At 70.8% G+C, this 24132-nt stretch carries 20 protein-coding genes; 14 read left to right on the top strand and 6 right to left on the bottom strand.

Annotated features, from left to right (window positions below):
- The first annotated feature begins 294 nt into the window (after window positions 1-294).
- The 3 genes from CcI49_RS14750 (at window position 295) to CcI49_RS14760 (ending at window position 2636) form a co-directional block, all read left to right on the top strand.
- Entirely contained in the window at window positions 295-1497 is a 1203-nt protein-coding gene (locus tag CcI49_RS14750) for a sensor histidine kinase (RefSeq protein WP_241840068.1), read from the top strand.
- The gene (locus CcI49_RS14755; RefSeq protein WP_054569343.1) at window positions 1494-2171 is read left to right on the top strand and encodes a response regulator transcription factor; all 678 of its coding nucleotides are present in this window, start codon (window positions 1494-1496) and stop codon (window positions 2169-2171) included. Before CcI49_RS14750 ends, CcI49_RS14755 begins: the two co-directional genes overlap by 4 nt.
- A gap of 78 nt (window positions 2172-2249) precedes the next feature.
- Window positions 2250-2636 carry an MmcQ/YjbR family DNA-binding protein gene (locus tag CcI49_RS14760; RefSeq protein WP_198955537.1) on the top strand — a complete coding sequence of 129 codons (387 nt, stop codon included), beginning with the start codon at window positions 2250-2252 and terminating at the stop codon, window positions 2634-2636.
- Between the two features lie 184 nt (window positions 2637-2820).
- Here CcI49_RS14760 and CcI49_RS14765 read toward each other — a convergent pair whose 3' ends face one another.
- Window positions 2821-3447: a peroxiredoxin gene (locus tag CcI49_RS14765; protein ID WP_006538648.1), complete on the bottom strand. Its 627-nt coding sequence runs from the start codon at window positions 3445-3447 to the stop codon at window positions 2821-2823.
- Window positions 3448-3729: 282 nt separating this feature from the next.
- Between CcI49_RS14765 and CcI49_RS14770 the strand changes: the two genes are divergently transcribed.
- From CcI49_RS14770 to murD, 9 genes are all read left to right on the top strand, one after another.
- On the top strand, window positions 3730-3933 hold the full coding sequence (locus tag CcI49_RS14770) for a hypothetical protein (protein WP_006538649.1): 204 nt from the start codon (window positions 3730-3732) through the stop codon (window positions 3931-3933).
- 242 nt (window positions 3934-4175) lie between these two features.
- The gene (locus tag CcI49_RS14775) at window positions 4176-4949 is read left to right on the top strand and encodes an SDR family oxidoreductase (protein WP_054569616.1); all 774 of its coding nucleotides are present in this window, start codon (window positions 4176-4178) and stop codon (window positions 4947-4949) included.
- Window positions 4950-6343: 1394 nt separating this feature from the next.
- The gene (locus CcI49_RS14785) at window positions 6344-9448 is read left to right on the top strand and encodes a glycerophosphodiester phosphodiesterase family protein (protein WP_131831096.1); all 3105 of its coding nucleotides are present in this window, start codon (window positions 6344-6346) and stop codon (window positions 9446-9448) included.
- 240 nt (window positions 9449-9688) lie between these two features.
- On the top strand, window positions 9689-10567 hold the full coding sequence (locus CcI49_RS14790; protein ID WP_076827184.1) for a TauD/TfdA family dioxygenase: 879 nt from the start codon (window positions 9689-9691) through the stop codon (window positions 10565-10567).
- Window positions 10568-10637: 70 nt separating this feature from the next.
- Window positions 10638-11213 carry a GNAT family N-acetyltransferase gene (locus tag CcI49_RS14795; protein ID WP_131831097.1) on the top strand — a complete coding sequence of 192 codons (576 nt, stop codon included), beginning with the start codon at window positions 10638-10640 and terminating at the stop codon, window positions 11211-11213.
- A complete protein-coding gene (locus CcI49_RS14800; protein ID WP_131831098.1) occupies window positions 11200-12771 on the top strand; it encodes an amidase in 1572 nt (523 codons plus the stop codon). The genes CcI49_RS14795 and CcI49_RS14800 overlap by 14 nt, the downstream gene beginning before the upstream one ends.
- A gap of 70 nt (window positions 12772-12841) precedes the next feature.
- Window positions 12842-14179, top strand: coding sequence for a lysine 2,3-aminomutase (locus CcI49_RS14805; RefSeq protein WP_076827387.1), 1338 nt, complete (start codon window positions 12842-12844; stop codon window positions 14177-14179).
- Window positions 14180-14337: 158 nt separating this feature from the next.
- Window positions 14338-15780, top strand: coding sequence for a hypothetical protein (locus CcI49_RS40555; RefSeq protein WP_076827191.1), 1443 nt, complete (start codon window positions 14338-14340; stop codon window positions 15778-15780).
- Window positions 15767-17149: a UDP-N-acetylmuramoyl-L-alanine--D-glutamate ligase gene (murD, locus tag CcI49_RS14815; RefSeq protein WP_076827193.1), complete on the top strand. Its 1383-nt coding sequence runs from the start codon at window positions 15767-15769 to the stop codon at window positions 17147-17149. The genes CcI49_RS40555 and murD overlap by 14 nt, the downstream gene beginning before the upstream one ends.
- Before the next feature lie 269 nt (window positions 17150-17418).
- On the opposite strand, the gene CcI49_RS14820 is transcribed toward murD, so the two are convergent.
- The 5 genes from CcI49_RS14820 to CcI49_RS14840 form a co-directional block, all read right to left on the bottom strand.
- A complete protein-coding gene (locus CcI49_RS14820; RefSeq protein ID WP_076827196.1) occupies window positions 17419-18609 on the bottom strand; it encodes an acyl-CoA dehydrogenase family protein in 1191 nt (396 codons plus the stop codon).
- Window positions 18606-19820: an acyl-CoA dehydrogenase family protein gene (locus tag CcI49_RS14825; RefSeq protein ID WP_076827198.1), complete on the bottom strand. Its 1215-nt coding sequence runs from the start codon at window positions 19818-19820 to the stop codon at window positions 18606-18608. The genes CcI49_RS14820 and CcI49_RS14825 overlap by 4 nt, the downstream gene beginning before the upstream one ends.
- On the bottom strand, window positions 19813-21048 hold the full coding sequence (locus CcI49_RS14830) for an acyl-CoA dehydrogenase family protein (protein WP_054569333.1): 1236 nt from the start codon (window positions 21046-21048) through the stop codon (window positions 19813-19815). The genes CcI49_RS14825 and CcI49_RS14830 overlap by 8 nt, the downstream gene beginning before the upstream one ends.
- Window positions 21049-21216: 168 nt before the next feature.
- Window positions 21217-21660 carry a nuclear transport factor 2 family protein gene (locus tag CcI49_RS14835; RefSeq protein ID WP_054569332.1) on the bottom strand — a complete coding sequence of 148 codons (444 nt, stop codon included), beginning with the start codon at window positions 21658-21660 and terminating at the stop codon, window positions 21217-21219.
- Entirely contained in the window at window positions 21650-22267 is a 618-nt protein-coding gene (locus CcI49_RS14840) for a TetR/AcrR family transcriptional regulator (protein ID WP_054569331.1), read from the bottom strand. Before CcI49_RS14840 ends, CcI49_RS14835 begins: the two co-directional genes overlap by 11 nt.
- A 166-nt stretch (window positions 22268-22433) precedes the next feature.
- Between CcI49_RS14840 and CcI49_RS14845 the strand changes: the two genes are divergently transcribed.
- Entirely contained in the window at window positions 22434-23489 is a 1056-nt protein-coding gene (locus CcI49_RS14845) for a zinc-binding dehydrogenase (RefSeq protein WP_076827201.1), read from the top strand.
- A gap of 87 nt (window positions 23490-23576) precedes the next feature.
- Window positions 23577-24128: a nuclear transport factor 2 family protein gene (locus CcI49_RS14850; RefSeq protein WP_076827203.1), complete on the top strand. Its 552-nt coding sequence runs from the start codon at window positions 23577-23579 to the stop codon at window positions 24126-24128.
- Window positions 24129-24132: the final 4 nt, after the last annotated feature.

A 24132-nucleotide genomic window follows, 5' to 3' on the forward strand; every position in this document is an offset into this window, starting at 1 on the left:
TGTGCGGACGGTGGGCCGGGCCGGCACGGCCCTCGACCCGAGCGCCGTGCGGGCTCAACTGTGCTGGCTGTGCCCCGAAGCTGTCGCCCGCCTGGGAGCGGATTCGGAAACCCGCCGGGAGAAGGATTGCGTCGGGTGGATTCCGAGCCGTTCTCCGTCTGGCGGGGGAGAACCGTCCCCGCCGGAAGGCCGGAGACCGCACTGTCGCACTGGCATACCGTGAGCCCATGCCCACCGACGAAGCCGCGACCAGTCGCGGTTCACCTCGCTGAGAACCAGATGGAAAGCCGTGCGATGCCGATTACCCCGACGCCGCATGAGGACGTCCCGCGGAGGTTCCGCGGGCCCTTCGCCCGCTGGCCGCGCGCCGCCGACACCGTGCTCGTCCTCGCGCTCTACTTCATGGCCGCTTTCATGGCCGACGGGCCCGGAGACGCGATAACGATCCGCCCGCTCGGCGATGTCCCGATCCTCGTCCTGCTGGTCTGCGCGGTGGCCAGTCCGGCCCTGTTCTGGCGCCGGCGCGCGCCGCTGCGTGTGCTCGGCCTGACGTTGGTCTGCTGGGCCGCGCTGGTCGGCAGCGACACCCAGCTGGGCTGCGTGTCGATCATCGCGCTGTACGCCGCGGGGCGGTACAGCTCGGCGGACTGGCAGGGCGCTGTCGGAGTTGTCGTCGCGACCGGCCTGGTCGGTCTCGATGGCCTCGACGATCCGGGCCCGTGGTGGCAGGAGCCCGCGTTCGGCGGCCTCTTCATGGCCGGGGCGTGGTATGCAGGGCGCCGCATCCAGCTGCGCCGTGCCCGCACCGTCGAGCGCCGCCGCGAGCACACGGCGGAGAGCCGGCGGATCGTCATGGAGGAGCGGGCCCGCATCGCGCGGGAGCTCCACGACGTCGTCGCCCATCGGGTGAGCCTCATGACCGTGCAGGCGAGCGGAGCCCGGGCCGTCGCGGCGCAGGACCCACAGGCCGCGCTGCACGCGATGACGGCGGTTGAGGAGGCGGGGCGCCAGGCCCTCGACGAGCTTCGCCACCTTCTCGGCGTGCTGCGTCCCGAGGCAGGCCATGACGGCCTGGGCCCCCAACCCAGCCTCGCGGAGCTCCCCCGGCTGATCGAGCAGCTCCGCGGGGCCGGTGTGGTCGTGCAACTGGCGATGGACCTGCCGTCAGCGGAGATCTCCGCCCGGACGGATCTGTTCGCCTACCGCATCATCCAGGAGGCGCTGACCAACGTCCTCAAGCACGCCGGCCCTGGAACCCAGGCTGAGGTGAGTCTGCGTACCGGGCACAACGGCATGGTCATCGAGGTCCGCGATGATGGTCGCGGCAGCACCGTTGCCGCCAGGCCGGACGCCGATGGTGGGCATTCGGGAGGCCACGGCATCGTCGGGATGCGGGAGCGGGCTCTGCTGCTGGGCGGGAGCCTGGACGCAGGACCTCGTGTGGGAGGCGGGTTCCAGGTCGCTGCCCACCTGCCTTTCGGAGGGAAACCGGGTTGACTGTTCGTGTTCTCATCGTCGACGACCAGGCCCTGGTCCGTGGCGGCCTGGCCATGGTGCTGCGGATCCACAGCGACATCGACGTCGTCGCCGAGGCAGGCAACGGGCTGGAGGCGATGGAGGCCGCCCGGGAGCATCGTCCCGACGTGATTCTCATGGACATCCGGATGCCGGAGATGGATGGCCTGGAAGCCACGTCGAGAATTCTCGCCGAGGCCGACTGGGGCGTGCGGGTACTGATTCTCACCACCTTCGATCCGGACGAGTACGTCTATGAGGCGCTCCGCGCCGGAGCGAGCGCCTTTGTGTTGAAGGACATTCCGGCCGACCAGCTCGCCGTCGCGGTCCGCACCGTCGCCGATGGTGGCGCACTGATCGCGCCGTCGATCACCCGGCGCCTCATCGGCCGGTTCACCGAACGCAGGCCTGTCAGCTCGACGGTTGCGCGCCGCGTGGAACGCCTGACCGACCGCGAACGTGACGTGGTGGTCGCGGTCGCCCGCGGGTCCAGCAATTCGGAGATCGCCAACGAACTCTTCATCGGGCCCGCGACAGTCAAGTCGCATGTGTCGAGCATCCTCACCAAACTCGGCCTTCGCGACCGCGCCCAGGTCGTGGTCTTCGCCTACGAAAGCGGGCTGGTCGAGGCCGGCGACCACGACATCGGCCGGTGAGACCGGTGCCTCGGCCCGTCAGACAGCCTCGTCGTAGCCTCGTCAAGGTTCGAACTGTGCGTCCGAAGGAGGGCCTTGGTGGCTGATGCCGACGATGTGCGGCGCCTCGCGATGAGCCTGCCGCATGTCGTGGAGATCGACAGCGACGGTTTCGACTTCCGGGTCGCGGACAAGGGATTCGTCTGGTCCTACCCGGAACGTGTGCCGGGGAAGCCGCGGGTGATCCGAACTGACATCGCCGTGCTCTTCGTCGGTGACGAGGCGGAGAAGCAGGCGCTCCTGCTCGGCGAACCGGACCTCTTCTTCACCGCGCCCGGTTACGACGGCTGGCCGGTGCTGATGGTGCGCCTGGCGAAGGTGACGGCCGAGCGGCTGGCGGAGCTGGTGACCGACGCCTGGCGGATGCGCGCACCCGAAGAGCTGGTGAGCGACCTGGACGAGGCGAGTCTCGGGCAGGCCCGCTGAGCAGGGGAGTCCGCGGTGCCGGGCACAGACGTTTCAGACGTGCCAGAAGCGCCGCTGCTACCCGGGCGCGGGTCGGACTCACCGCGTTTCCTGCCCATGGGCGCCGAAAACACGAACGCCGCTGCCGGCCCGTGGCGATGTACGGGCTGGCAGCGGCGCGGACGAACCCGAGCCGTCAGGCAGCTCAGGGAGCGTCGGCGTAGCGGAGGTAGGGCTTGACCTCTTCGACGTTGCTGAACTTGCCCTTGGCGTCCTCGGTCGACAGCGTCGGCGCGACGATCACCCGGTCGCCGGGCTTCCAGTCGACCGGCGTGGAGATCGGGTTCTTGTCGGTCGCCTGCAGCGCGTCGATGATCCGAATGATCTCGTCGAAGTTGCGCCCCACCGACTTGGGGTAGGTGAGGGTGAGACGGATCTTGTTGTTCGGGTCGATGATGAAGACCGAACGAACGGTGGAGGTGTCACCCTCGCCGGGGTGGATCATGTCGTACAGCTCGGCGACGGCACGGTTCGGGTCCGCGATGATCGGGAAGTTCAGCGCCGTCCCGCTCACCTCGGCGATGTCGGGTGCCCAGCCGCGGTGGTCCTCGACCGAGTCGACCGACAGCGCGATCGCCTTCGTGTTGCGCTTGTCGAACTCACCATGCAGAGCCGCGGTACGCCCGAGCTCGGTGGTGCACACAGGGGTGAAGTCGGCCGGGTGGCTGAACAGCACGGCCCACGAGCCCTGCTTCCAGTCGTGGAACGAGATCTCGCCATCGGTGGTCGTGGCGGTGAAATCGGGCGCGATGTCGCCCAGGCGGAGGCCCATAGGAGCGTCCCTTCGTCGTTGTCAGAGACCGCACGGCTGCCACGGCCCGAGGCGTGACAGTAGGCCAGAAACTACCTGAGATTGCGCTGCCCCCCGCACGTCCCGGGGTCCAGCATCGCAGAGACGTCCGAGGTCACGACGGCCACGAGGACGCCGGCACCACCCATCCGCGGTCCGCCGCCGAGCGGCCTGGCCTCAGGTGTCGGCTACCTGCCCCAAAAGCACTAGTCCGATGTAGCTACGATGGTGGTCGGCCAGTGCCATCCGAGAGGGAGCTGCGACATGAGCAACCGCTCTGACGTCTCCTACGTGCCGCCGCAACCAGACGCCGGCCCGGACGACTTCGCGTGGTGGGTACACGAGATCGACCCGTTCCACCGGCTCTCGCCGCCTGTCCGCCAGGCCCGCGCCCGAGCCGCCCGCCGCCATTGGCTCGCCGACAACGAGGCCGCCGCCATCCGCTGCCGCCTCGCCGAGAGCCGGTAGCCGGCGCACTGCCCGTGCTGAGGTCACCAGGCCGCCCGGGCTGAGGTCACCAGGCCGCCCGGGCTGAGGTCGCCAGGCGCAGGGGCAGGCCGCGAGCCGCAGGGGCAGGTCGCCGAGCGCGGGCCAGGTGGCCAGGCCAGGCAGGTGGTCGTGGCTTGGGCTCCCCGGTTTCCGTGCTGCGTGCCCCCGCGGCGCATGGGAGCATGCGGTCGCGTGGCGACCGAGAGACGGTGATCGGCACGATGGGTGTGCTTGACGGCAGGACGGCGCTGGTCACCGGGGCCAGCCGTGGCATCGGTCGGGCGATCGCGCGGCGGCTCGCCGCGGACGGGGCGGTCGTGGCCGTCCACTTCGGCAGCAGTGTGGCCGCGGCGAAGCAGACCGTTGAAATGATCCTTGCTGCCGGCGGCCGCGCGTTTCCGGTGCACGCAACGCTGGGCGCGCCCGGCGACGCGGCGGCGCTCTGGGCCGCCTTCGACGCGGGGCTCGCGTCAGCCGGCCTCGACCCCGGGGTCGACATCATCGTGAACAACGCGGGCATCGGCCGGTCGGAGGACATCAGGAACGTCACGCCGGCGGAGTTCGACCAGCTGTTCGCGGTGAATGTGCGGGCACCGTTCTTCATCGTGCAGCACGGCCTGGTCCGGCTGCGTGACGGCGGGAGGATCATCAACATCTCCTCGGGCGTCACCCGCATCGCCACCCCGGACATCCTCGCCTACGCCATGACCAAGGGCGCACTCGACACGTTCAGCCTCGCGCTGGCCAAGGATCTCGGCGTGCGCGGCATCACCGTGAACTCGGTCAACCCTGGCATCATCGACACCGATGTGAACGCCGACTGGCTGCGCGGCGACGAACAGGCCCCCGCGGCGCGGTCCGCCGCCTCCCTCTCGGTCTTCGGTCGGGTGGGTCAACCGCAGGACGTCGCCGATGTGGTCGCCTTTGTGGCCTCTCCTGACGCCCGCTGGGTCACCGGCCAGACCATCGACACCACCGGCGGCTCGGCACTGTAGGTCTGAGCCCACTACGGAGGTCTGAGCCCACTCCGGCAGCCGTACCTCACACACCCCGGCTGTACGTCCGGAACCTCCCTGCCGCTGGCAAACCGGGTGCGGAGACGGTTGTCGACCCCGACCGGCACGACGCGCGGCGTGTCGGCGCCTGAAAGGCGCTGACCAGGGCCTCTTCGAGCCGATGCCGATTCGCGGCCTCCCGTGAGCCCGACACACCCTTCGAACTAGTCAGATATGACTAGGATTGGGTAGTCCATCAGTGCCATTCACTGGAGAAGTCGAGATGCGCATGCGCTCAGCCATCACTCACAACCCGCCTCAGCCGGACGTCGAACCCGACGACTTCGCGTGGTGGGTGCACGAGATCGACCCGTTTCACCGGCTCGCTCCGACCGAGCGCGCGGCTCGCGCCTGGGCCGCCCGACAGGGATGGCTCACGGATATCGAGGCAGCCGCCAGCCGGCACCGACTCGCCGGTTCCAGGCGGGCCGCGGACCGGACGACCGGCCGATGGCTCACGTCGAGCCCGACCGTCAGGCCGGCATGCTGATCGTCGTCGCAACTGTCGAAGAAGACGGTCACCCAGTCAGCGCCCAACAGGCCGAACCGCCCGCGGCAGCTGACATCTCATGCTCTGGACCGGCGTCCCATTCCCCGCCAAGAGATCAGGACGCCGGAACCAGAGGTCTTCCCTGCAACCTCAACGAGAGAGGCCGCTTTGAGTAGACCACGCCCGCCACACAGGCGCAGCGACGGACCCGGCGTCCCACGGCCGGCCGCGACTGCCAGTTGCGGCAACCCGATGGCCGGACGCCTCCGCCCGGTGCGCACGGCACTGGCGATCGGCACCATCGTCATTCGGCTTATCACCGTCCTGTCCGTTCTGCACGGCAACCACGACGACATCGACCCGCACTTCTAGCTAGCTGATCAACCGTTCTGCACCGAGGGTGGACGTCGTAGGACCGATCTGGACGACGCCCTGCCGAAGACCACTGGTCGAGCTCGTGTCGAGGGGTCCAGCGCGGACGGCGGGACGGCCACCATCCGTCCCGCCGCGCCGTGGGCAAGACCGACCGCCCACCGGACGCTCACCGGATGCCCACCGGCCGTCCTCCGTGCCGGCAAGCTCTGCGTCACCGGGTTGTAGCCGGGTGGTCATCATCGACGCGGACGGTGGCCTTTGCGCTTTACCGAGCGTTCATCCGCCGCTGGCCGGCGTGCGGTGCTTAGGAAAGGGAGCCTTACTTGAATCGTCCAGCCTGCCGGAGTGTTTTCGGTGGGTCTCGGGTGGGAGCGCTCGCGGGGGACCCGGGCGGGACGGACGAACAAGGACTGCGAGACAGGTGAAACACAGGCAGAGATGGGCTCGGTCGTGGCACCGGGTGGCCGCCGTGACCGCGGCCGTGGCCACGGCTTCGGCTGTGAGCGGCGTGCTGGTGGTCGGGGGGGCGTCGGTGGCGGCGGCCGACACCACAGGTGAGCAGGTCGTTCTACAGCAGGACTTCTCCGGCGGCTCGCTGCCCGCCGGCTGGAACGCGGTCACCGGCAACTGGCGGGTCGAGAACGGCCGCCTGGTCGGTACCGGCGCCGCGTACTCGGCCAGCCCCGCGCGGATCACCTTCGGCCAGCACCTGGAGAACTACCGGTTCGACGCCACGGTGCGGTTCGAGTCGGTGGACAACACCAGCCGCTGGCAGGCGCTCGCGCTCGACATGGCGCCCGACGGCGCCGTGCCGTGGCAGCACGCCGCGATGCGCACCACCACCACCGCGACCAACGGGCTCGAGTTCGCCCAGCGCACCGCCTCGAACACGTGGAACGTGACCGACACGGCCGCGGCGCCGACGTCCGCCGGCACCGGCAAGGACGTCCACGTCTCGATCGTCGTCGAGGGCACCCACGGCGAGTGGTGGTTCGAGGGGCAGAAGATCTTCGAGACCGAGAACCTGGTCCGCAGCGCCACCGGCGTCGAGGGCTTCGTCGTCGACGGCGCCACCGTCTCCTACGACGACGTGACGATCACCCAGCTGCCGGACCCGAACGCGGCGAACATCGTCCTGTCCGAGGACTTCTCCGGCGGCGTCGTCCCGGCCGGCTGGACCGCGGTCAACGGCAACTGGCGGGTCGAGAACGGCCGGCTGCTGGGCACCGGCGGAAGCATCGTCCGGATCACGTTCGGCCAGCACCTGGAGAACTTCCGGTACGACGCGACCGTCCGTTTCGAGGCGGTCAACGAGGCCACCCGCTGGCAGGCCCTCGCGCTCGACATCCCCGCGAACGGCGGGGTGCCGTGGCAACAGGCGGCGATGCGCAGTGGCACGACCGCGGCCAACGGGCTCGAGTTCGCCCAGCGCACCGCGGCGAACGCCTGGTACGTCCCCGCCACGAGCGCCGCGCCGACCGCGGCGGGCACCGGCAAGGACGTCCAGGTCTCGATCGTCGTCCAGGGCACCCACGGCGAGTGGTGGTTCAACGGCCAGAAGGTCTTCGAGACCGACGGGCTGCTCCGCAGCACGACCGGCGTTCAGGGCCTCGTCGTCGACGGCTCCACGGTCTCGTACGACAACATCAGGATCACCAGGATCGACCCGCTTCCGCCGGCGGCGTGCGTGCCGGTCGGCACCACCGCGCCGGGGCAGACCGGGCTGGTCATCGCGCACCGCGGTGACTCCGCCGCCTACCCGGAGAATACGCTGCCGGCGATGCGGTCGGCTTTCGCGAAGGGCGCGGACTACCTGGAGACGGACATCGACTGGTCGTCCGACGGTGTCCCCTTCCTGATGCACGACGACAGCGTCGACCGCACCACCGACGGCACCGGTGCCAACCACAGCCTCACGATCGCCCAGATCAGGCAGCTGGACGCCGGATCGTGGAAGGGCGCCCAGTTCGCGGGCACCCCGGTGCCAACGCTGGAGGACCTGCTCGCCTGGATGAAGCAGAGCGGTGCCAAGCTCCTGCTGGAGTACAAGGGCGACTGGCCGGTGAACTACATCCAGACCACCAGGGACCTCATCGAGCAGTACGGGGTGCGTGACCAGGTCATCGCGCAGGGCTTCAGCACGACCACCATCGACCGGCTCTACCAGGTGCACCCCGAGCTGCCGACGATGATCCTCGCCAACTTCCCGGCCGACCCGGTGACCTTCACCCAGGCGCACCACGCGATCGGCCTGAACCCGGACACCTGGCCGAGCAAGGCGGCGCTGGAGGCGATGCGTGCCGCCGGCCTGAAGACCTTCGTCTGGACCGAGAACTCCGCGACCGCCTGGGCGAGCCTCACCGCGCTCGGCGTCGACGGGATCATCACGGACCTCGGCGGTGAGCTCGTCACCTGGCGGGCGAACTACAACGCGACGCCGCACGCCGAGCCCAACTGGTGCGAGGCGCCCGACACCGACGCACCCGCCGCCACGGCGTCCCTGACCGGCGCGGTCGGTGGGCAGTGGCTCGGTGCCGACGGCCGGGTCGTACTGGCCGCGACCGACGAGGGCTCCGGCGTCGCCACGGTCGAGTACCGCGTCGACGGCGGCGCGTGGGTGGCCTACAGCGCGCCGTTCGCGGTGCCGGCGGGCCAGCACCAGATCGAGTACCGCGCCACCGACAAGCAGGGCAACGTCTCCGCGGTCGCCAGCCTGCAGGCCGGCCTCGACGCCACCGTGCCGGCGGTCACCGTCGCGACCGAGCGGCTCGCCCTCACCGGGGCCGTCCGCCCGGTGAAGATCACCCTGACCGCTCAGGACGCCGACAGCGGCGTCGCGAAGACCCTCTACCGGATCGACGACGGCGCCGAGGCGGAGTACACCGGCCCGTTCGCCGTCGACGCCGCCGGCGAGCACACCGTCACCTACCGGGCGGTGGACCGGACCGGCAACGCCAGCGTGCCGGCGGGCGAGGCCGTCCGCGTCGACGGTGCGAAGACCGCCCCCGCGAAGGGCGTGCTCAGCTCCGACGAGGGCTGGGACACCGGCCTGAGCGACGGCACGTTCAACGTCATGCTGAACATGTGGTACGGCGAGAACGCCACCTCGTTCGAGCTCTACCAGGCCGGCGAGCGCCTTGCCACGCTGCCGCTGACCTGGGCCACCCCGGGCGTGCAGAAGGCGTCCTTCCAGGTCGGTGGCCTGCCCAACGGCCAGTACACGTTCACCGGCGTGCTGATCAACTCTGTCGGCCGCACCGAGACGACGACGCTGCGCGTCACGGTGGACGACGCGAACCCGGCCAGGCCGGTGCTCTCGCACGACAACTGGGACAACGACGGTTCCTACCAGGTCACCGCGAACCTGTGGTGGGGCACCAACGCCACCGGCTACCGCTTCTTCGAGAACGGTGTGCAGGTGGCCGAGGGCGCGCTGACCGCGGCGAGCCCGGAAGCCCAGAAGGCGGTGCTGAACGTGACCGGCAGGGCCGCCGGCACCTACCGCTACACCGCCGAGTTCCGTAACGCGGCGGGCGCCACGACGAGCGACGAGCTCGCGGTGACGGTCCGCTAGTCCGCAAAACCGCTGGACCGGCGGATCGTCCTGCCTACGGGCGGGACGATCCGCCAACCCGCCCGGGTGTTTTGACAGCCGCGTCGGGACTGCGTTGAAAACTCTGTTCGGCGGCCTTCGGCGATGCTACTGTTCCGATCTGGAATTCTCGGACTGATGGTGCCGACAGAAGTCCCGCCAGGTGCATCCGCCGGCGGTGCTGGCCCGTTCCGTGCGGACGGTTCCAAAGGGGGATTCATCATGGTCGCCGGTGTTCATATTCCCGTCCTCGACGACGTCGACCCAGGTGCGGCGCTTACAGCTGTCATCGAGCACGGCGCGGCGTTCATCAAAAGGCCAGGAACCACCCTGTTCGACTTCAGGGAGTTCACCGAGGCGCTCATGGTCCCGATGGTTCACCACGCAACGAACACCATCGAACGTGACCCGGTGGGCGCGGATCCAAGCACGTCCACCGTCAACAAGGGTATGGACGCGATTCCGCTGCACCGGGAGGGCTCCTACGCGCCGGGCTGCCCGGACCTGCTCGTCCTCTACTGCGAGCGCCCCGCCGCCGCCGGTGGTGAGACTGTCCTGTGCGACGGGGCGGAACTGCTGCGGCGCCTCGACGAGTCGACCCGTGCATACGTCTGCGACCTGGACCTTTACTGGAGCTGGGAGGCTACGCCGGCACGCTGGCAGCAGACCTTCGGCGTGACCGACGTGGCGCAGGCCCGGGTGGCGCTGGCTCGGGTCGGCAGTTTGCTGCGCCCCTACGAGCGGCTTGACGGCGACTTCCAGGGGGATGTGCTCCACGGCCGGTTCCGCACAAAGGCGGTGATCCCGTCAGAAGGTGGTGTTCCGTCCTTCTGCAACTCGCTGATGATCTATGCCTATCGGGAGAAAAGCGACTATTACGCCAGGGACAGCTTCCGTGTCGCGCTGGCGGACGGGAGCCCATTCCCGGCCGATCTCCTCGCCGAGATCCGCAAGGTCGCGGAGACGGTCTCCGTGCGCGTCTCCTGGGAACCCGGGAACCTCGCGGTCTTCGACAACTCCCGTTTCATGCACGGCCGCACGGGGTTCGATGACACCGGCCGCCGGGTCCTCATCAGGATGGGCCATCTCAGGAACCGGTGATCCTATTTCGTCTCACGGCGCATGGCCGGGGATGCGGCAGGTCCGAGTCGACGACGGAAAAGGATCGGTCATGATTGAAATCTTCGACGGGAGTGACGCGGCCCGCCTCGCCACGGTCCTCTCGCTTCGGAGGGCCGCGTTCTCCGGCAGCCGGCGCGATCCGGCCCACCTCGACGCCTGGGCGTCGGACACGTACGACCGCGCCTGCCGGCACATCGTGATGACGGACCACACCGGTGCTCCGGTCGCCGCGGTGCGGGTCGTCCTCGAAGGCCGCTGGCCGCTGCAGGACCGCTATGACGGCCCCCTGGAGCAGACGAGGGGCGCGGAGTTCGGCCGGCTCTGTGTGCTGCGGCGGGAGACCGCCGACGTCAGGAACCTGTACGAGCTGATGGTCAACGCCGCCCGGCACTGCGTCGAGTTGCAACGGCCGATGATGTACGGCCTGACCATCGCACCCTTCTGGCGCGCCCTGGCCCGGGCGGGCGTTCCCCTGGCGCCACTTTCCGGCCCGATCCAGGCCTACGGCGAGGAGGAGAACGTCATCCTCTTCGACGCCCACGACCTGATCGCCTTCTACGACGGTGGCGCTCACAGCGGACCACGGCCGACCACGGCGGACACGGTGACCGGTGAGCGGGCCTGAGCGCCCCGTGACGATCCCGGCCCGCGTTCTCGGGGAGCGGGCGATGCGGAGGCTGGCGGAGAACGCCACCCCCGGCAGCCTCCAGGAGACCGCCCGGCTGCTGCGCGCGGGGGAGCTCTCCCCACGGCAGGTCCTCGACGACTGCCACCGGCGCGCGACCCGGGCGAACGCCGCGCTGAACTGCTACGTCACCATCGGCGCGGAGCAGGCCCTGGAACAGGCACTCGAGCAGTCGCTTTCCCGCTTCCGCACCAGCGCGCCGGACGAGCGGCCCCTGCTGTGGGGAATCCCGACCTCCGTCAAGGACCTGACCCCCACCGCGGGAATGCGCACGACCTTCGCGTCCCGTGCGTTCGCGGAGCACGTACCGCCGCACGACGCGCCGGTGGTCGGACGGATGAAGGCCGCCGGCGCGGCCGTGTTCGCGAAGACGAGCACGTCCGAGTTCGGCATCCTCCCGGTCACCGAGCCCGAGCTGAACGGTGTCTGCCGAAATCCCTGGGATCACACGCTCAGCGCCGGCGGGTCGAGCGGAGGCGCCGCCGCGAGTGTCGCGGCCGGGGTCACCGCCGTCGCGCACGGAAGCGACGGGGCGGGATCGCTGCGCATCCCCGCCTCGTGTTGCGGGGTCTTCGCGGTCATGCCGGGGCCGGGCCGCCTCCCCGTGACCCCGCGCCCGGCCCTGGGCGCGGGCGCCCAGGACGGTGTCGTCAGCCGCACGGTCGCGGACGCGATCTACTGGCTGACCGCGCTGGGTGCGCTCGACCTCGACGAGGTGGCCCTGGCCGTGTCCGAGGATCCGTGGCCGGCGGACGACCACCGGATCGTGCTGACGAACGTCCCGCCGGTCGACTGCGAGGTCGACCCGGTGTGCACCGCCGCCGCGGTGGCGGCCGCGAACCTGCTGGCAGGGGCGGGGTGCCGGGTCGAGGAGGCGGCACCGGACTGGTCGGCCGACGCGGTTCTCGACGATCTGATGCTGGTGCGCAGCACGGTTCCGGTGGCGTACGGGGATCCTCGGCCCGAACTGCTGGACGCGACGACCCGGGCGGGCCTCGAGCTCGCCGGCCGGACCAGCGCGCTCGACCTGCACCGGGCCATCGCACGGCTCGGCGCGTACACCCAGCGGGCCAGCCGCGTGCTCGCCGAAGGCGACGTCCTGCTGACCCCGACCGTCGCGAGGCCGTCGGTCCCGCACGGCTGGGTCACCGCCCCCGCACATCCCGCGGACGTCTTCCGGCGCGCCGCGCACTTCGCGCCGTTCGCCGCGTTCGCCAACCTCGCGGGCCTCTGCGCGGTCTCGCTACCGCTGGCCGCACCGGCCGCACCGGCCGCACCGGCCGCACCGGCCGCATCAGGCGTGCCGGGTGCACCGGGTGCATCAGGCGTACCGGGCGTACCGGGCGCGCTGGGCGCGCTGGGCGCCGCCGCGTCGGTTCCGGTCGGGGTCCAGCTCATGGCACGGCCGCGAGACCTGGCGGGCCTGCTCGGGCTGGCCCTGCGGCTGGAACGGCTCGCCCCCTGGGCGGACCGGGTGCCGCCCGTCTGGGTCGGCTGACCAGGCACCGTCATACCCGAGCCGCCACACAGGAGCGCTCCTCTTGACCACACGCGAAACGCTCAGGCCGATCTCGGCGCCTGCCAGCCCCCGCTTCTACAACGCCGCATCGCTCGACGGCCTGCTCGAGCGGGCCGGCCTCGCCGGGCCCGACCGCCTGATGGCCCGCGCCGTCGCGGCCGTGCTGCCGTTCCGCGTCAACGACTACGTGGTCGACGCGCTCATCGACTGGGACGCGGCCCCCGACGACCCGATCTACCGGCTGGTCTTCCCGCAGCCGGACATGCTGCCCGCCGAGCAGGTGGCGCCGATCGCCCAGCTCCTGGCGCGCGGCGCGCCCACGCGTGAGGTCCAGGCCGCCGCGGCGGCGGTGCGTGCGGCGCTCAACCCGCATCCGGCGGGCCAGCGGGAGCTCAATGTCCCGGAGCTCGCCGGCACCCGCCTGGACGGGCTCCAGCACAAGTATCCCGAGACCGTCCTGTACTTCCCCGCCCACGGGCAGACCTGCCACGCGTACTGCACCTACTGTTTCCGGTGGGCGCAGTTCGTCCAGGAGCCGCACCTGCGGATGGCCTCGCGCAACGTGGACGACCTCGTGAGGTACGTACGTGCGCATCCCGAGGTCACCGACGTCCTGATCACCGGGGGCGACCCGATGGTGATGTCGGCCGAGATGCTGGCGCGGTGCGTGCTGCCGCTGCTCGACGAACCCGGGCTCGGGCACCTGCAGTCGATCCGGATCGGCACGAAGTCGTTGTCGTACTGGCCCGCGCGGTTCGTCACGGATCCGGGGGCCGACGACACCCTGCGGCTGTTCGAACGAGTGGTGGCCAGCGGGCGCAGCCTCGCCCTGATGGCCCACTACTCACACCCGCGTGAGCTGGAGACCGACCTCGCCGAGCACGCGGTGCGCCGGGTGCTCGCGACCGGGGCGGTGATCCGGACCCAGGGCCCGGTCATCCGCTCCGTGAACGACGACGCCGGGGCCTGGGCGGCCATGTGGCAGCGCCAGGTGCGGCTCGGCATGGTTCCGTACTACATGTTCGTGGAGCGTGACACCGGGCCGCGCGGCTACTTCGAGGTCGCGCTGCTGCGCGCCTACGAGATCTTCAGCGCCGCCTACCGCTCCGTGTCCGGTCTGGGACGCACCGTCCGTGGGCCGGTGATGTCCGCCACGCCGGGAAAGGTGGTGGTCGACGGTGTTCATACCGTGGGTGCGGAGAAGTACATCGCGCTGAGATTCCTGCAATGCCGCGATCCGGGACTGGTGAACCGGCCGTTTCTGGCCCGGTATGATCCGCGGGCGTGCTGGTGGGACGACCTGCGCCCACCGGTTGGCACGGCGCCCGGCGTGCCGTGGTCCTCCTGGGGCGTGGACCACGGCCCCGATATTCCCCTGGTGCGGTAAGAAAACCGACCGCGGGCCCGGCCGGCTCGGGTGCGCTCCGTGCTCACTGTGGCTCACTGGTAGGATTGGCCTCCAGTGCTGGCACGGTGATGAGTTGCACGACGATAAGCTGCACAGTCGAAGTTGCATGGTCGAGCGCGGGAGGAAATCCGAGCACGATGTTCGATCCGGCTGGATTCAGCGAATTCTCCTATGAGGGCTATTCCTTCGATTCGACCGGGGAGACGTTTCGCGCCTTCTACTCACTGCTGGGGCAGGCTGGGAGCATCGAGTTCGTCGAGACGATCCGCCTCCCGAACGGGAACCAGGGCCGGCCCGCTGGAGTGCCGTCGGCGCGGACGGCTCGGCTGCTGGCACTGGCGAGTGGCCTGAGCTACTACAAGGCGGCCGCTCCCGGCACCGTCCGGGTGGGGTTCGGTCTCACCGACGGAGAGCACACGTTCCTGTCGGAGCTGATCAGGAACGGGCTCGGCGAATTCGCGTTCCGTAACCAGCTGCCCGGCGCCCTCACGCCCCAGATCACGGGCAAGCGCCTGGACGAGGTCCCCGACGAGATCACGGGCGCGGGCGGCGGCGGAGCCGCTGGCGGCGGCGGCGGCGGAGCTCGCGACGGTGGCGAAGCTGGCGGCGCGGTGGCCGCGGCGCCGGCCGCGCCGCTCGTTCCGGTCGGCGGCGGCAAGGACTCCGTGGTCACGATCGAGTCGCTGAAGGCCGCGGGCTTCGACCCGGTGCTCTTCTCCGTCAACACGTTCGCGCCGATCACCCGCTGCGCTCGGGTCAGCGGGCAGCCACTGGTCTCCGCCCAGAGATCGATCGACCCCACCCTGCTCGAGGCCAACCGGCAGGGGGCTCACAACGGCCATGTGCCCGTCACCGCGGTCGTCAGCCTGATCGCCCTGATGGCCGCGGAGCGCCTGGGCCTCGGCCCGGTGGTCATGTCCAACGAGCGGTCGGCGGAATACGGAAACCTCTCCTGGAACGGCCACACCATCAATCATCAGTGGTCGAAGAGTATTCATTTCGAGGCTTTGCTCCGTTCGGCGTTGGAGCGTTCCGGGGGAGCTGCTTCCGGAGGAACCGGTGCCGACGCGTACTTCTCGCTGCTTCGCCCGCTCTCGGAGCTGGAGATCGCCCGCCGGTTCGCCGGGTTGCCGGCCTATTTCGAGGCTTTCACCAGCTGTAACCGCAGCTTCCGGATCGACGAGTCCAAGCGGGCGTCGTCCTGGTGCCGTGAATGCCCGAAGTGCCAGTTCGTCTTCCTGGTGCTCGCCCCCTTCATTTCGAGCGGGCGGCTGACGGAGATCTTCGGGGGAAACATGCTCGACGACCCGGCGAACCTCGACGGCTACCTGGAGATCCTGGGTCTTCGCGGGCACAAGCCCTTCGAATGCGTCGGCGAGTACGACGAGGCTCTGGTCGCCCTGGTCCTGCTGGGGCGCGATCCCGGGTGGGCCCGGGCCCGGCTGGTGGGGCCGCTCACCGACGAGATGCACGCCCAGGGCCAGGCCCCGGCCCCGGGGCTCGATGCCGCGTTGCTCGAGCCCTTGGCCACCCACTTCATCCCGCAGCCCTTCCGCGAGGCACTCGATGCGCTTGGCTGAGATCGCCACCAGGCGCGTCGGGATCTGGGGTCTCGGGCTGGAGGGGCGCGCCGTCCTCGGCGCCGTCGCGGCCTCGCCCGCCGGGGTGGTCGTCGTGGATGAGCGGGAGGCGTCCGCGCTCGCGGCCGAGCCTCTCCCCGGGGTCGACTACAACTGGGGCGCCGGCAGCCTGGAGCGGCTGCTCGACTGCGACCTCGTCGTGGTGAGCCCGGGGATACCGAGGACCCACCCGTTCCTGGAGACGCTGCGGGCGAAGGAGATCCACCTGACCTCGGGCTCCGCGGTCTGGCTCGAGTCCGAGGCCGCGCGGGCGGTCGGGGTCACCGGCACCAAGGGCAAGAGCACCACGGCGTCCCTCATCCACGCCATCCTGAGCCAGCCGACCGGCACCGGCACCGGCACCGGCACCCGCACCGGCACCGGCACCGACGCGGGCGCCGTGCTCGCCGGGAACATCGGCCTGCCGTTGCTGGCCGTGCCGCCGGGCCCGGCCACGGTGGTCGCGGAGCTGTCGAGCTACCAGTGCTTCTGGATCACCCGGTCGCCGCGGGTGGCCGTCGTCACCAACCTCTACGAGGAGCACCTTCCCTGGCACGGCTCACTGGAGCGGTACTGGCAGGACAAGGCGCGGATCGCGGTGCACGGTGCCGCGGTGCTGGTCTGCGACGAGCCGACCCTGGCGAAGTTGGTCTCGGTCGAGCCGCGGGTCCGCGAGCTGCCCACCCTGCTGGCCGCCACGTCCGGCGAGGACATCGTGGACCGCGACGGCACCCGCCTGCTCACGGTGCGCGAGCTGCCGCCGCACCTGCGGGCCGGCCATCTGGTCTCCAGCGTGCGACTGGCGGTGCTGGCCGCCGGCGCGGCCCTCGAAACACCGCTGTCGCCGGACGCCGTGCGCCGAGGCCTCGCCGGGCATGCGCCCCTCCCGCACCGGCTGGAGACGATCAGCCGTGACGGCGGGCTCGTCTGGGTCGACGACACGTTGTCCACCACCGCGAACAGCGTCATCGCCGCGGTCGAGGCGTTCGACGCCGAGCACACGATCCTCATCGTCGGCGGCCAGGACCGCGGCATCTCCTACCAGCCGCTCAACGACTTCCTGCTGGGCAGCCCCCGCCGGGTGGACGTCATCGCGATCCCGTCGAACGGTCCCGCGGTGGTCGCGGAGTTCGGCGAGCGCCGCCCGGATCGGGTCCACCCCGCCGCCGGCCTGCGGGAAGCGGTGGCCCTGGCGGCACGCCTGGGCTCGCCGGGCTGCCACGTGATTCTCTCGCCGGGCGCGCCGAGCTACGACCGGTACGCGAACTACGCCGAGAAGTCCGCCGAGTTCCACGACGCGGTGACCCGGCTCCACCCCCCGACCCCCTGACGGCCCGCGCTACCCGGGGGTGGCCGCTACTGCCGAGCACCGCAATGCATCGGCAATTGTGCCTTAATAGGGGCAAGTAGGGTGCGGAGTCGCTTGACGGCTCGCAAGAAGTGAGGACTTCGGTTGTTGTCGCAGCCAATATTCTCACTTCTTGCTCGGTGACAATGGCGGCGGCGGAAGCCCGAAGCCCGGGATCTGCGACGGCTGCTGCGACGACGAACATCTCCAGAATCGTTGGACGGCTCGCGCCCACGGCGGCGTGCCGGGCGCTAGCGTGGAGCGCCCGGCAGGTGCACCAGCGATGCCAGCAGGGCGCGATGTGCACCCGGGGTGCCGAACGCGATCTGGTCGGCCTTGGCGTTCTTCAGATACAGGTGCGCCGGGTACTCCCAGGTCATGCCGATGCCGCCGTGCAGCTGCACCGCCTCCTCCGCGGCGACGACCGCGAGGTCACCGCAGAACGCCGCCGCGACGCTGGTGGCCACGGCCAGATCCGGGTCGCCGGACGCCAGTGCTGCGGCGGCGTAGCGGGCGGCCGCGGCCGCGGACTCGACGCCCGCGTAGAGGTCGGCCAGCCGGTGCTTGAGTGCCTGGAAGCCACCGACCACCCGGCCGAACTGCCGACGTGTCTTGAGGTACTTCACGGTCTCGTCCAGGCACCAGCTCGCCACGCCGAGCTGCTCGGAGGCGAGCAGGGCGGTGCCCGCGGTCAGCCCGGCGCGGATCGCCCGCTCGGCGGCTCCGGGGTCGTCCGGGTCGTCGAGTACCGGTGTGGCCTCGACGTCGAGCAGGTGCACATCGGCAAGCTGGCGGGTCATGTCGAACGAGACCACGGGCCGCCGGTCCACCGCGGCCGCGTCGACGGCGTAGAGCGTGACGTGGCCGTCCCGGTAAGCCGGCACCAGCAGCAGGTCCGCCTCCAGCGCGCCGGCCACGGTGGTCACCGTCCCGGTGAGCGTGTGCGGCCCGACAACGTCGACAGCGGTCAGCCGAGCGCCCCGCGCCTCCGAGCCCGGTGCATCCGAGCCCCGCGCCTCCGCGCCCGGCACCGCCGTGAACGGTGCCGCCGTGAACGGTACGGCCAGCACCGCGGTCCGCTCACCGGCCGCGAGTGACGCCGTGAGCGTGGCCGCGAGTTCGGAACCGGCCGTCAGCAGCACCGTCGTCGCGACGACCGCGCTGGTCAGGAAGGGGACCGGCGCCGCCGCGCGGCCGAGCTCCTCGAGCACGACGGCGGCTTCCCGGGCCGAGGCCCCGGCGCCGCCCTGGTCCTCGGGAACGAGCAGCCCGGCCAGGCCGAGATCGACAGCCAGGGCCTGCCACAGCGGGTCGACGAGCGTGCGGTCGCCGTCGTACACGGCGGTGACCGCCGCCGGCGGGCAACGATCCGCGAGCAGATCGCGCACGGTCGAGCGCAGGTCGTCCTCGACCTCGGAGTAGAGCAGATCGAGATCTGTCACCGCGCTGTGTCCTTCCAGGGAACGTCCTTGTCGACGCGTGGCTCACCGGGCAGGCCGAGCACCCGCTCGGCCAGGATGTTGCGCAGGATCTCCGAGGTGCCGCCCTCGATAGAGTTTCCCTTGGCCCGCAGGTACCGGTAGCCGGCGTCGCGGGCGGTGAACTCGACCCGCTCCGGCCGGACCATCGTCCAGTCGGAGTAGCGCAGGCCTTCCTCCCCGAGCAGTTCGAGCTCGAGGCCGGACAGCTGCTGGTTGATGCGGGCGAAGGCCAGCTTGATGGCGGAGCCTTCCGGGCCGGGCTGCCCCTGGGCCAGCTTCTGCGCCAGCCGCCGACCGGTCAGCCGGGCGACCTCCGCCTCGACCCAGAGCTTCATCAGACGGTCGTGCAGCTCGGGCGTGCGCAGCTCGGGCCGTATCCGCCAGGTATCGGCGACGACTCCGATCATTCCGGCCTCGCGCACGGTCGCCTTGCCGCCGATCGAGACGCGCTCGTTGTTGAGCGTGCCGGTGGCCACCCGCCAGCCGTCTCCGATGGCCCCGAGGCGCTGGCTGTCCGGGATGCGGACGTCGGTGAGGAACACCTCGTTGAACTCCGCCTCGCCGGTGATCTGCCGCAGCGGGCGGACGTCGACCCCCGGATCGTGCATGTCGCACAGGAAGTAGGTCAGCCCGCGGTGCTTGGGCAGGTCGATGTCGGTGCGGGCGACGAGGATCGCCAGGTCGGAGTGATGGGCGCCCGACGTCCACACCTTCTGCCCGTTGACGATCCAGGTGTCGTCGTCACGTACGGCGCGGGTGGCCACATTGGCGAGGTCCGAACCGGCGCCCGGCTCGCTGAACAGCTGGCACCAGATCTCCTCTCCGGTCCACAGCGGGCGCAGGTACCGCCGCTTCTGCTCCTCCGTCCCGAAGGCGGCGATCGTGGGCGCGGCCATGCCGAGCCCGATGCCGTTGGCGTGCGGCCGGTTGTCGGGCGCGCCGGCGGCGGCGAAGCTCGCGTCCACCTCGGACTGGTACGACTGCCCCAGCCCCAGACCGCCGTGGCCGACGGGAAACGCGACCCAGGCCAGGCCGGCGTCGTACCGGGCACGCAGGAACTCCAACCGGTCCGCGTCGGTGCGCACGCCCGCCGGGTCATGGTCCGCGAGGAACGTCCGCACCCGTGTGCGCAGGTCCGCGTGGATCGCCTGGATCGCGTGCTCGTCAGCCACGGCGGGCCTCCCGTGCCTTGGCCTGGCGGCGCAGCTCGGCCCGCGCCAGGGCGTTCTTGTGGACCTCGTCGGGGCCGTCGGCGAACCGCAGGGTCCGGATGCCGGCGTAGTGGCGGGCGAGGGGAAAGTCCGGCGAGAGCCCGCCGGCGCCGTGGGTCTGGATGGCCTTGTCGAGGATCCACTGCACGGTCGCCGGCGTCGCGATCTTGATGGCCTGGATCTCGGTGTGGGCGCCCTTGTTGCCGACCGTGTCCATCAGCCAGGCCGTCTTGAGCACGAGCAGGCGCAGCTGTTCGACCCGGACCCGGGACTCGGCGATCCAGTCCCTGATCACGCCCTGCTCCGAGAGCGGCCGGCCGAACGCGACCCGGCCCTCCACCCGCTCGCACATCAGCGCGATCGCCTTCTCCGCGACGCCGATGGAGCGCATGCAGTGGTGGATCCGGCCGGGGCCGAGGCGGGCCTGCGCGATCGCGAACCCCGACCCCTGCTCGCCGACGAGGTTCGCTGCGGGCACCCGGACGTCGTGGAAGGCCAGCTCGGCGTGGCCACCGTGATCGTGGTCGTCGTACCCGTAGACCTCCAGGCCACGTCTGATCTCCACACCGGGGGTGTCGCGGGGGACGAGGATCATCGACTGCTGCCGGTGGCGGTCGGCACCGGGGTCGGTCTTCCCCATCACGATGAGGATCCGCGCGTTGGGGTTCATCGCCCCGGTGATCCACCACTTGCGGCCGTTGACGACGTACTCGTCGCCGTCCCGGGTGATCCGGGTGGCGATGTTGGTCGCGTCGGAGGAGGCCACGTCGGGCTCGGTCATGGCGAAGGCGCTGCGGATCTCGCCGGCCAGCAGCGGCTCCAGCCAGGCCCGCTTCTGTTCCGGCGTGCCGAAGTCGCGCAGTACCTCCATGTTGCCCGTGTCGGGGGCCGAGCAGTTGACCGCGGCCGGCGCGAGACGGCAGTGACCGGTGATCTCGGCAAGCGGTGCGTACTGCAGGTTGGTCAGGCCTGCGCCGTCGTCGCCGGGCAGGAAGAGGTTCCACAGGCCCCGCTTACGCGCCTGCGCACGCAGATCCACGAGCGCTGGGACGGTGTCCCACGCCCACCGGTCCGGCTGCGCGGCGAGCTGGGAGTCGAAGTCCGCCTCCGCCGGCTCGACGCACGTCTGCACGAAGTCGAGCAGGTCGGCCCGCAGGTCCTCGGTACGGGCGTCGAGCGAGAACTCCATCGGCCCCTCCAGAGACTGGTCGGTGGGATGCCGCCGCCGTCCGGCACAGCGACTGACTAAGCGACCGCTTATTTCTGGCTGTCAGCCTGCCGTCAGCTTCCCGCGGTGTCAACCACTGCTCTGGCGGCGCGCCCCGGCGAGCCCACGACCAGGAACGACAGGCGGTGATCAGGAACCGCCGCCAGCCGCGTCCGCAGGCGCTCCGACGGAGCCGGTGTGGACGGAGGTGAAATGCCGGCGGGCGATCCGCCAGCCGCCCGCGGTCCGGACGAGATCGTCGTCGTAGAAGCCGTGCGCGGTGACACCGCTGCGCCCGTCCACCGACATGATCAGCGCGTTGACATAGGTGCGCGCCCGGGCGCGGTCACCGTCACCGTCACCGTCGAGGCGGATGTCGATGTTGCTGAGGCTGTGCATGGTGTGGCCGAGGGGGGCGTGCAGGGCGGTGAAGACCTCGGTGAACGCCGCCGCGCCCCGCCACGAGCCGATCTCGCCGTAGTCCAGGTCGCAGTCGTCGGTGAAGCACGATCGGAACAGATCCCAGTCGCGGCGGTCGATACCGGTCGAGTAGCGCAGCAGCACGTCGGCGATCGCGTCGCGGTCACTGGTCATGGTTCTCCGTTCGGATGGGGACCGCCTGGGGCCGCAGCACCCGGAGGATCATTTCGACGGTGCGCTCGATGGGGCGGCGGCGGGCGGTGGCGTTGAACAGCAGCGTGCGGGTCAGGACGGCGCCGAGGAGCAGGTCGAAGACGTCGTCCGGGTCCACGGCGGGGTCGACGCTGCCCGCCGGGGCGGCGCACAGGATGTCCTGGAACTGCGGCCGCGCCGACACCCGCAGGTAGAGCTCCGGCGGGCGTTGCCGGCCGCCGGTCTGGTAGTGGGCTAGCAGGCCGGCGGCGGCCGCGCGTGCCGCCGGTGCGTCGAAGGCCGCCACATAGGCGCGGATGAAGCGGCGCAGGTCGCGCCGGAGGTCCCCGGTCGGCCGGACGCTGAGCGGGCTGAGGCCGGGAAACGTGGCCTCCTCGATCAGCTCGATCCGCGACCCCCAGCGGCGGTAGATGGCGGAGGCGTGGACCCCGGAGTGCCCGGCGACCGCCTGGATGGTCGTCGCGTCGAAGCCGCGCTGCACGAGCAGTTCGCGGGTCGCGGCCAGTGCCCGCTCGTCGATGCTCGTGTCGCGGGGACGACCCGGGCGCCGGCGGGCGGGCTCTGTCATGACAGCGATCGTAACGCCGTGGCGCCTCCGGCCAGCGCGGTCGGCGCCAATTTACAGGACAAGATCTTCCATAATTTTTTAGGACAGGCTCTTCTATAACTCCGGAACCGTGGCTACAGTCCCGTGACGGGGCAGGCCCCGTCACACGAACGAGAGGGAGCGGCTGATGCGTGCTGCGGTGCTGCGGGGCGGAACGGTGCGGGCGCGCGTCATCGACGATCCGGTCCCGGGGCCGGGGCAGCTGCTCGTCCGGTCGCTCGCCTGCGGGATCTGCGCGTCGGACATCCACTTCATGGACCACCTGGAAGCCGGTGCCGACGACGACAGCGGCATGTCGACCTACGACCGGGACGTCGACATCGTCATGGGCCACGAGTACTGCGCCGAGGTCGTCGACCACGGCCCGGGCACCGAGCGCCGGATCCCGATCGGCACCCGGGTGAGCTCACTGCCGGTCCTGTCCACCGGTACCGGCCGCAGGATCATCGGCCAGAACCCCGAGGCGCCCGGCGGGTTCGGCGAGTACTTCCTGCTGGACGAGTCCCTCACCCGCGTCGCGGCCTCGGAGCTCCCGAGCGAGATCGTGTGCATCGCCGACGCGATCTCGGTCGGCTGGTCGGCCGCCTCCCGCGCCCAGCTGACGACGCAGGAGGTACCGCTGGTCATCGGTTGCGGGGCGATCGCCCTGTCGGTGATCGCCCAGCTGCGGCGCCTCGGCGTGGGCCCGATCATCGCGGTCGACTTCGTGGCCTCCCGGCGCGCGACCGCGCTGGCCATGGGTGCCGACGTGGTCATCGACCCCGCCGAGATCTCGCCCTACCAGGCCTGGCGGGACGTCGCCCACGGCTCACCCGAGTCGACGAAGGAGATGATCGCGATGGCCGGCCTGCCCGGCTGCGTCGTCTTCGAGTGCGTCGGCGTCCCCGGTGTCCTCGACTCGATCATCAGGGGGTGCGAGCGCGGCACCCGGATCTTCTCCATGGGCGGCCCGCCGGAGGGCGACCACCTGAGCACCCTGATCGCCAAGCGGAAGGGCCTGAACATCCAGTTCGGCGGCGGCCCGTCGCTGCGGCACTGGGACGAGGCGTTCGAAGCGGTCTGCTCGGGCAGCCTCGACGTCACCCCGATGCTCGGCCGGACGGTCGGGCTCGACGAGGTCGCGGCGGCCCTCGATGCGTCCCGCGACGCCGACGGGCCGGTCCGCATCGTCGTCGTCCCCTGAGCCGCGTCCACTCCCTGAGCCGCGAGCAGTCCCCGAGCCGCGTGCCAGTCCCTGCACCGCGCCGTCGTCCCGGAAAGGCTGTCGCGTATGAGCGAGATCGACGATCTTCGTGCCATGGTCGAGAAGCTGGCGGCCCGGGTCCACGCCCTGGAGGACCAGGTCGAGATCATGCAGCTCGTCGCCCAGTACGGGCCCGCCGTCGACAGCGGCTCGGCCGAGGCCGCCGCGGAGCTGTGGACCGAGGACGGCACCTTCGACGCCGTTCCCCACCTGCGGATGCGGGGGCGGAGCGACATCGTCGACATGGTCAACGGCGGCCACCAGAGCCTGATCCGCAACGGCTGCGGCCACGTCCTGACGGTGCCGCACATCGTGGTCGACGGCGATGAGGCGACCGGCCGCAGCTACGCGCTCAACATCCGCTGGGATGCCGGCGCCGACCGGTTCTGGGTGGCCCGGGTCTCCGCGAACACCTGGCGCTGGGCGCGCACCGCGCAGGGCTGGCGCATCACCGAGCGGATCAACGCCAACCTCGACGGCACGCCCGAGCACCGCGAGATGCTGGCCCCGCCGGGGCAGCGGCCCCCGTCGGCGCCGTCGTCCGTTCCCGCTGGGCCAGCACGCTCTCTGGAGGATTGAGGAT

The organism is Frankia sp. CcI49 (assembly GCF_001983215.1).
Lineage (GTDB): Bacteria > Actinomycetota > Actinomycetes > Frankiales > Frankiaceae > Parafrankia > Parafrankia irregularis.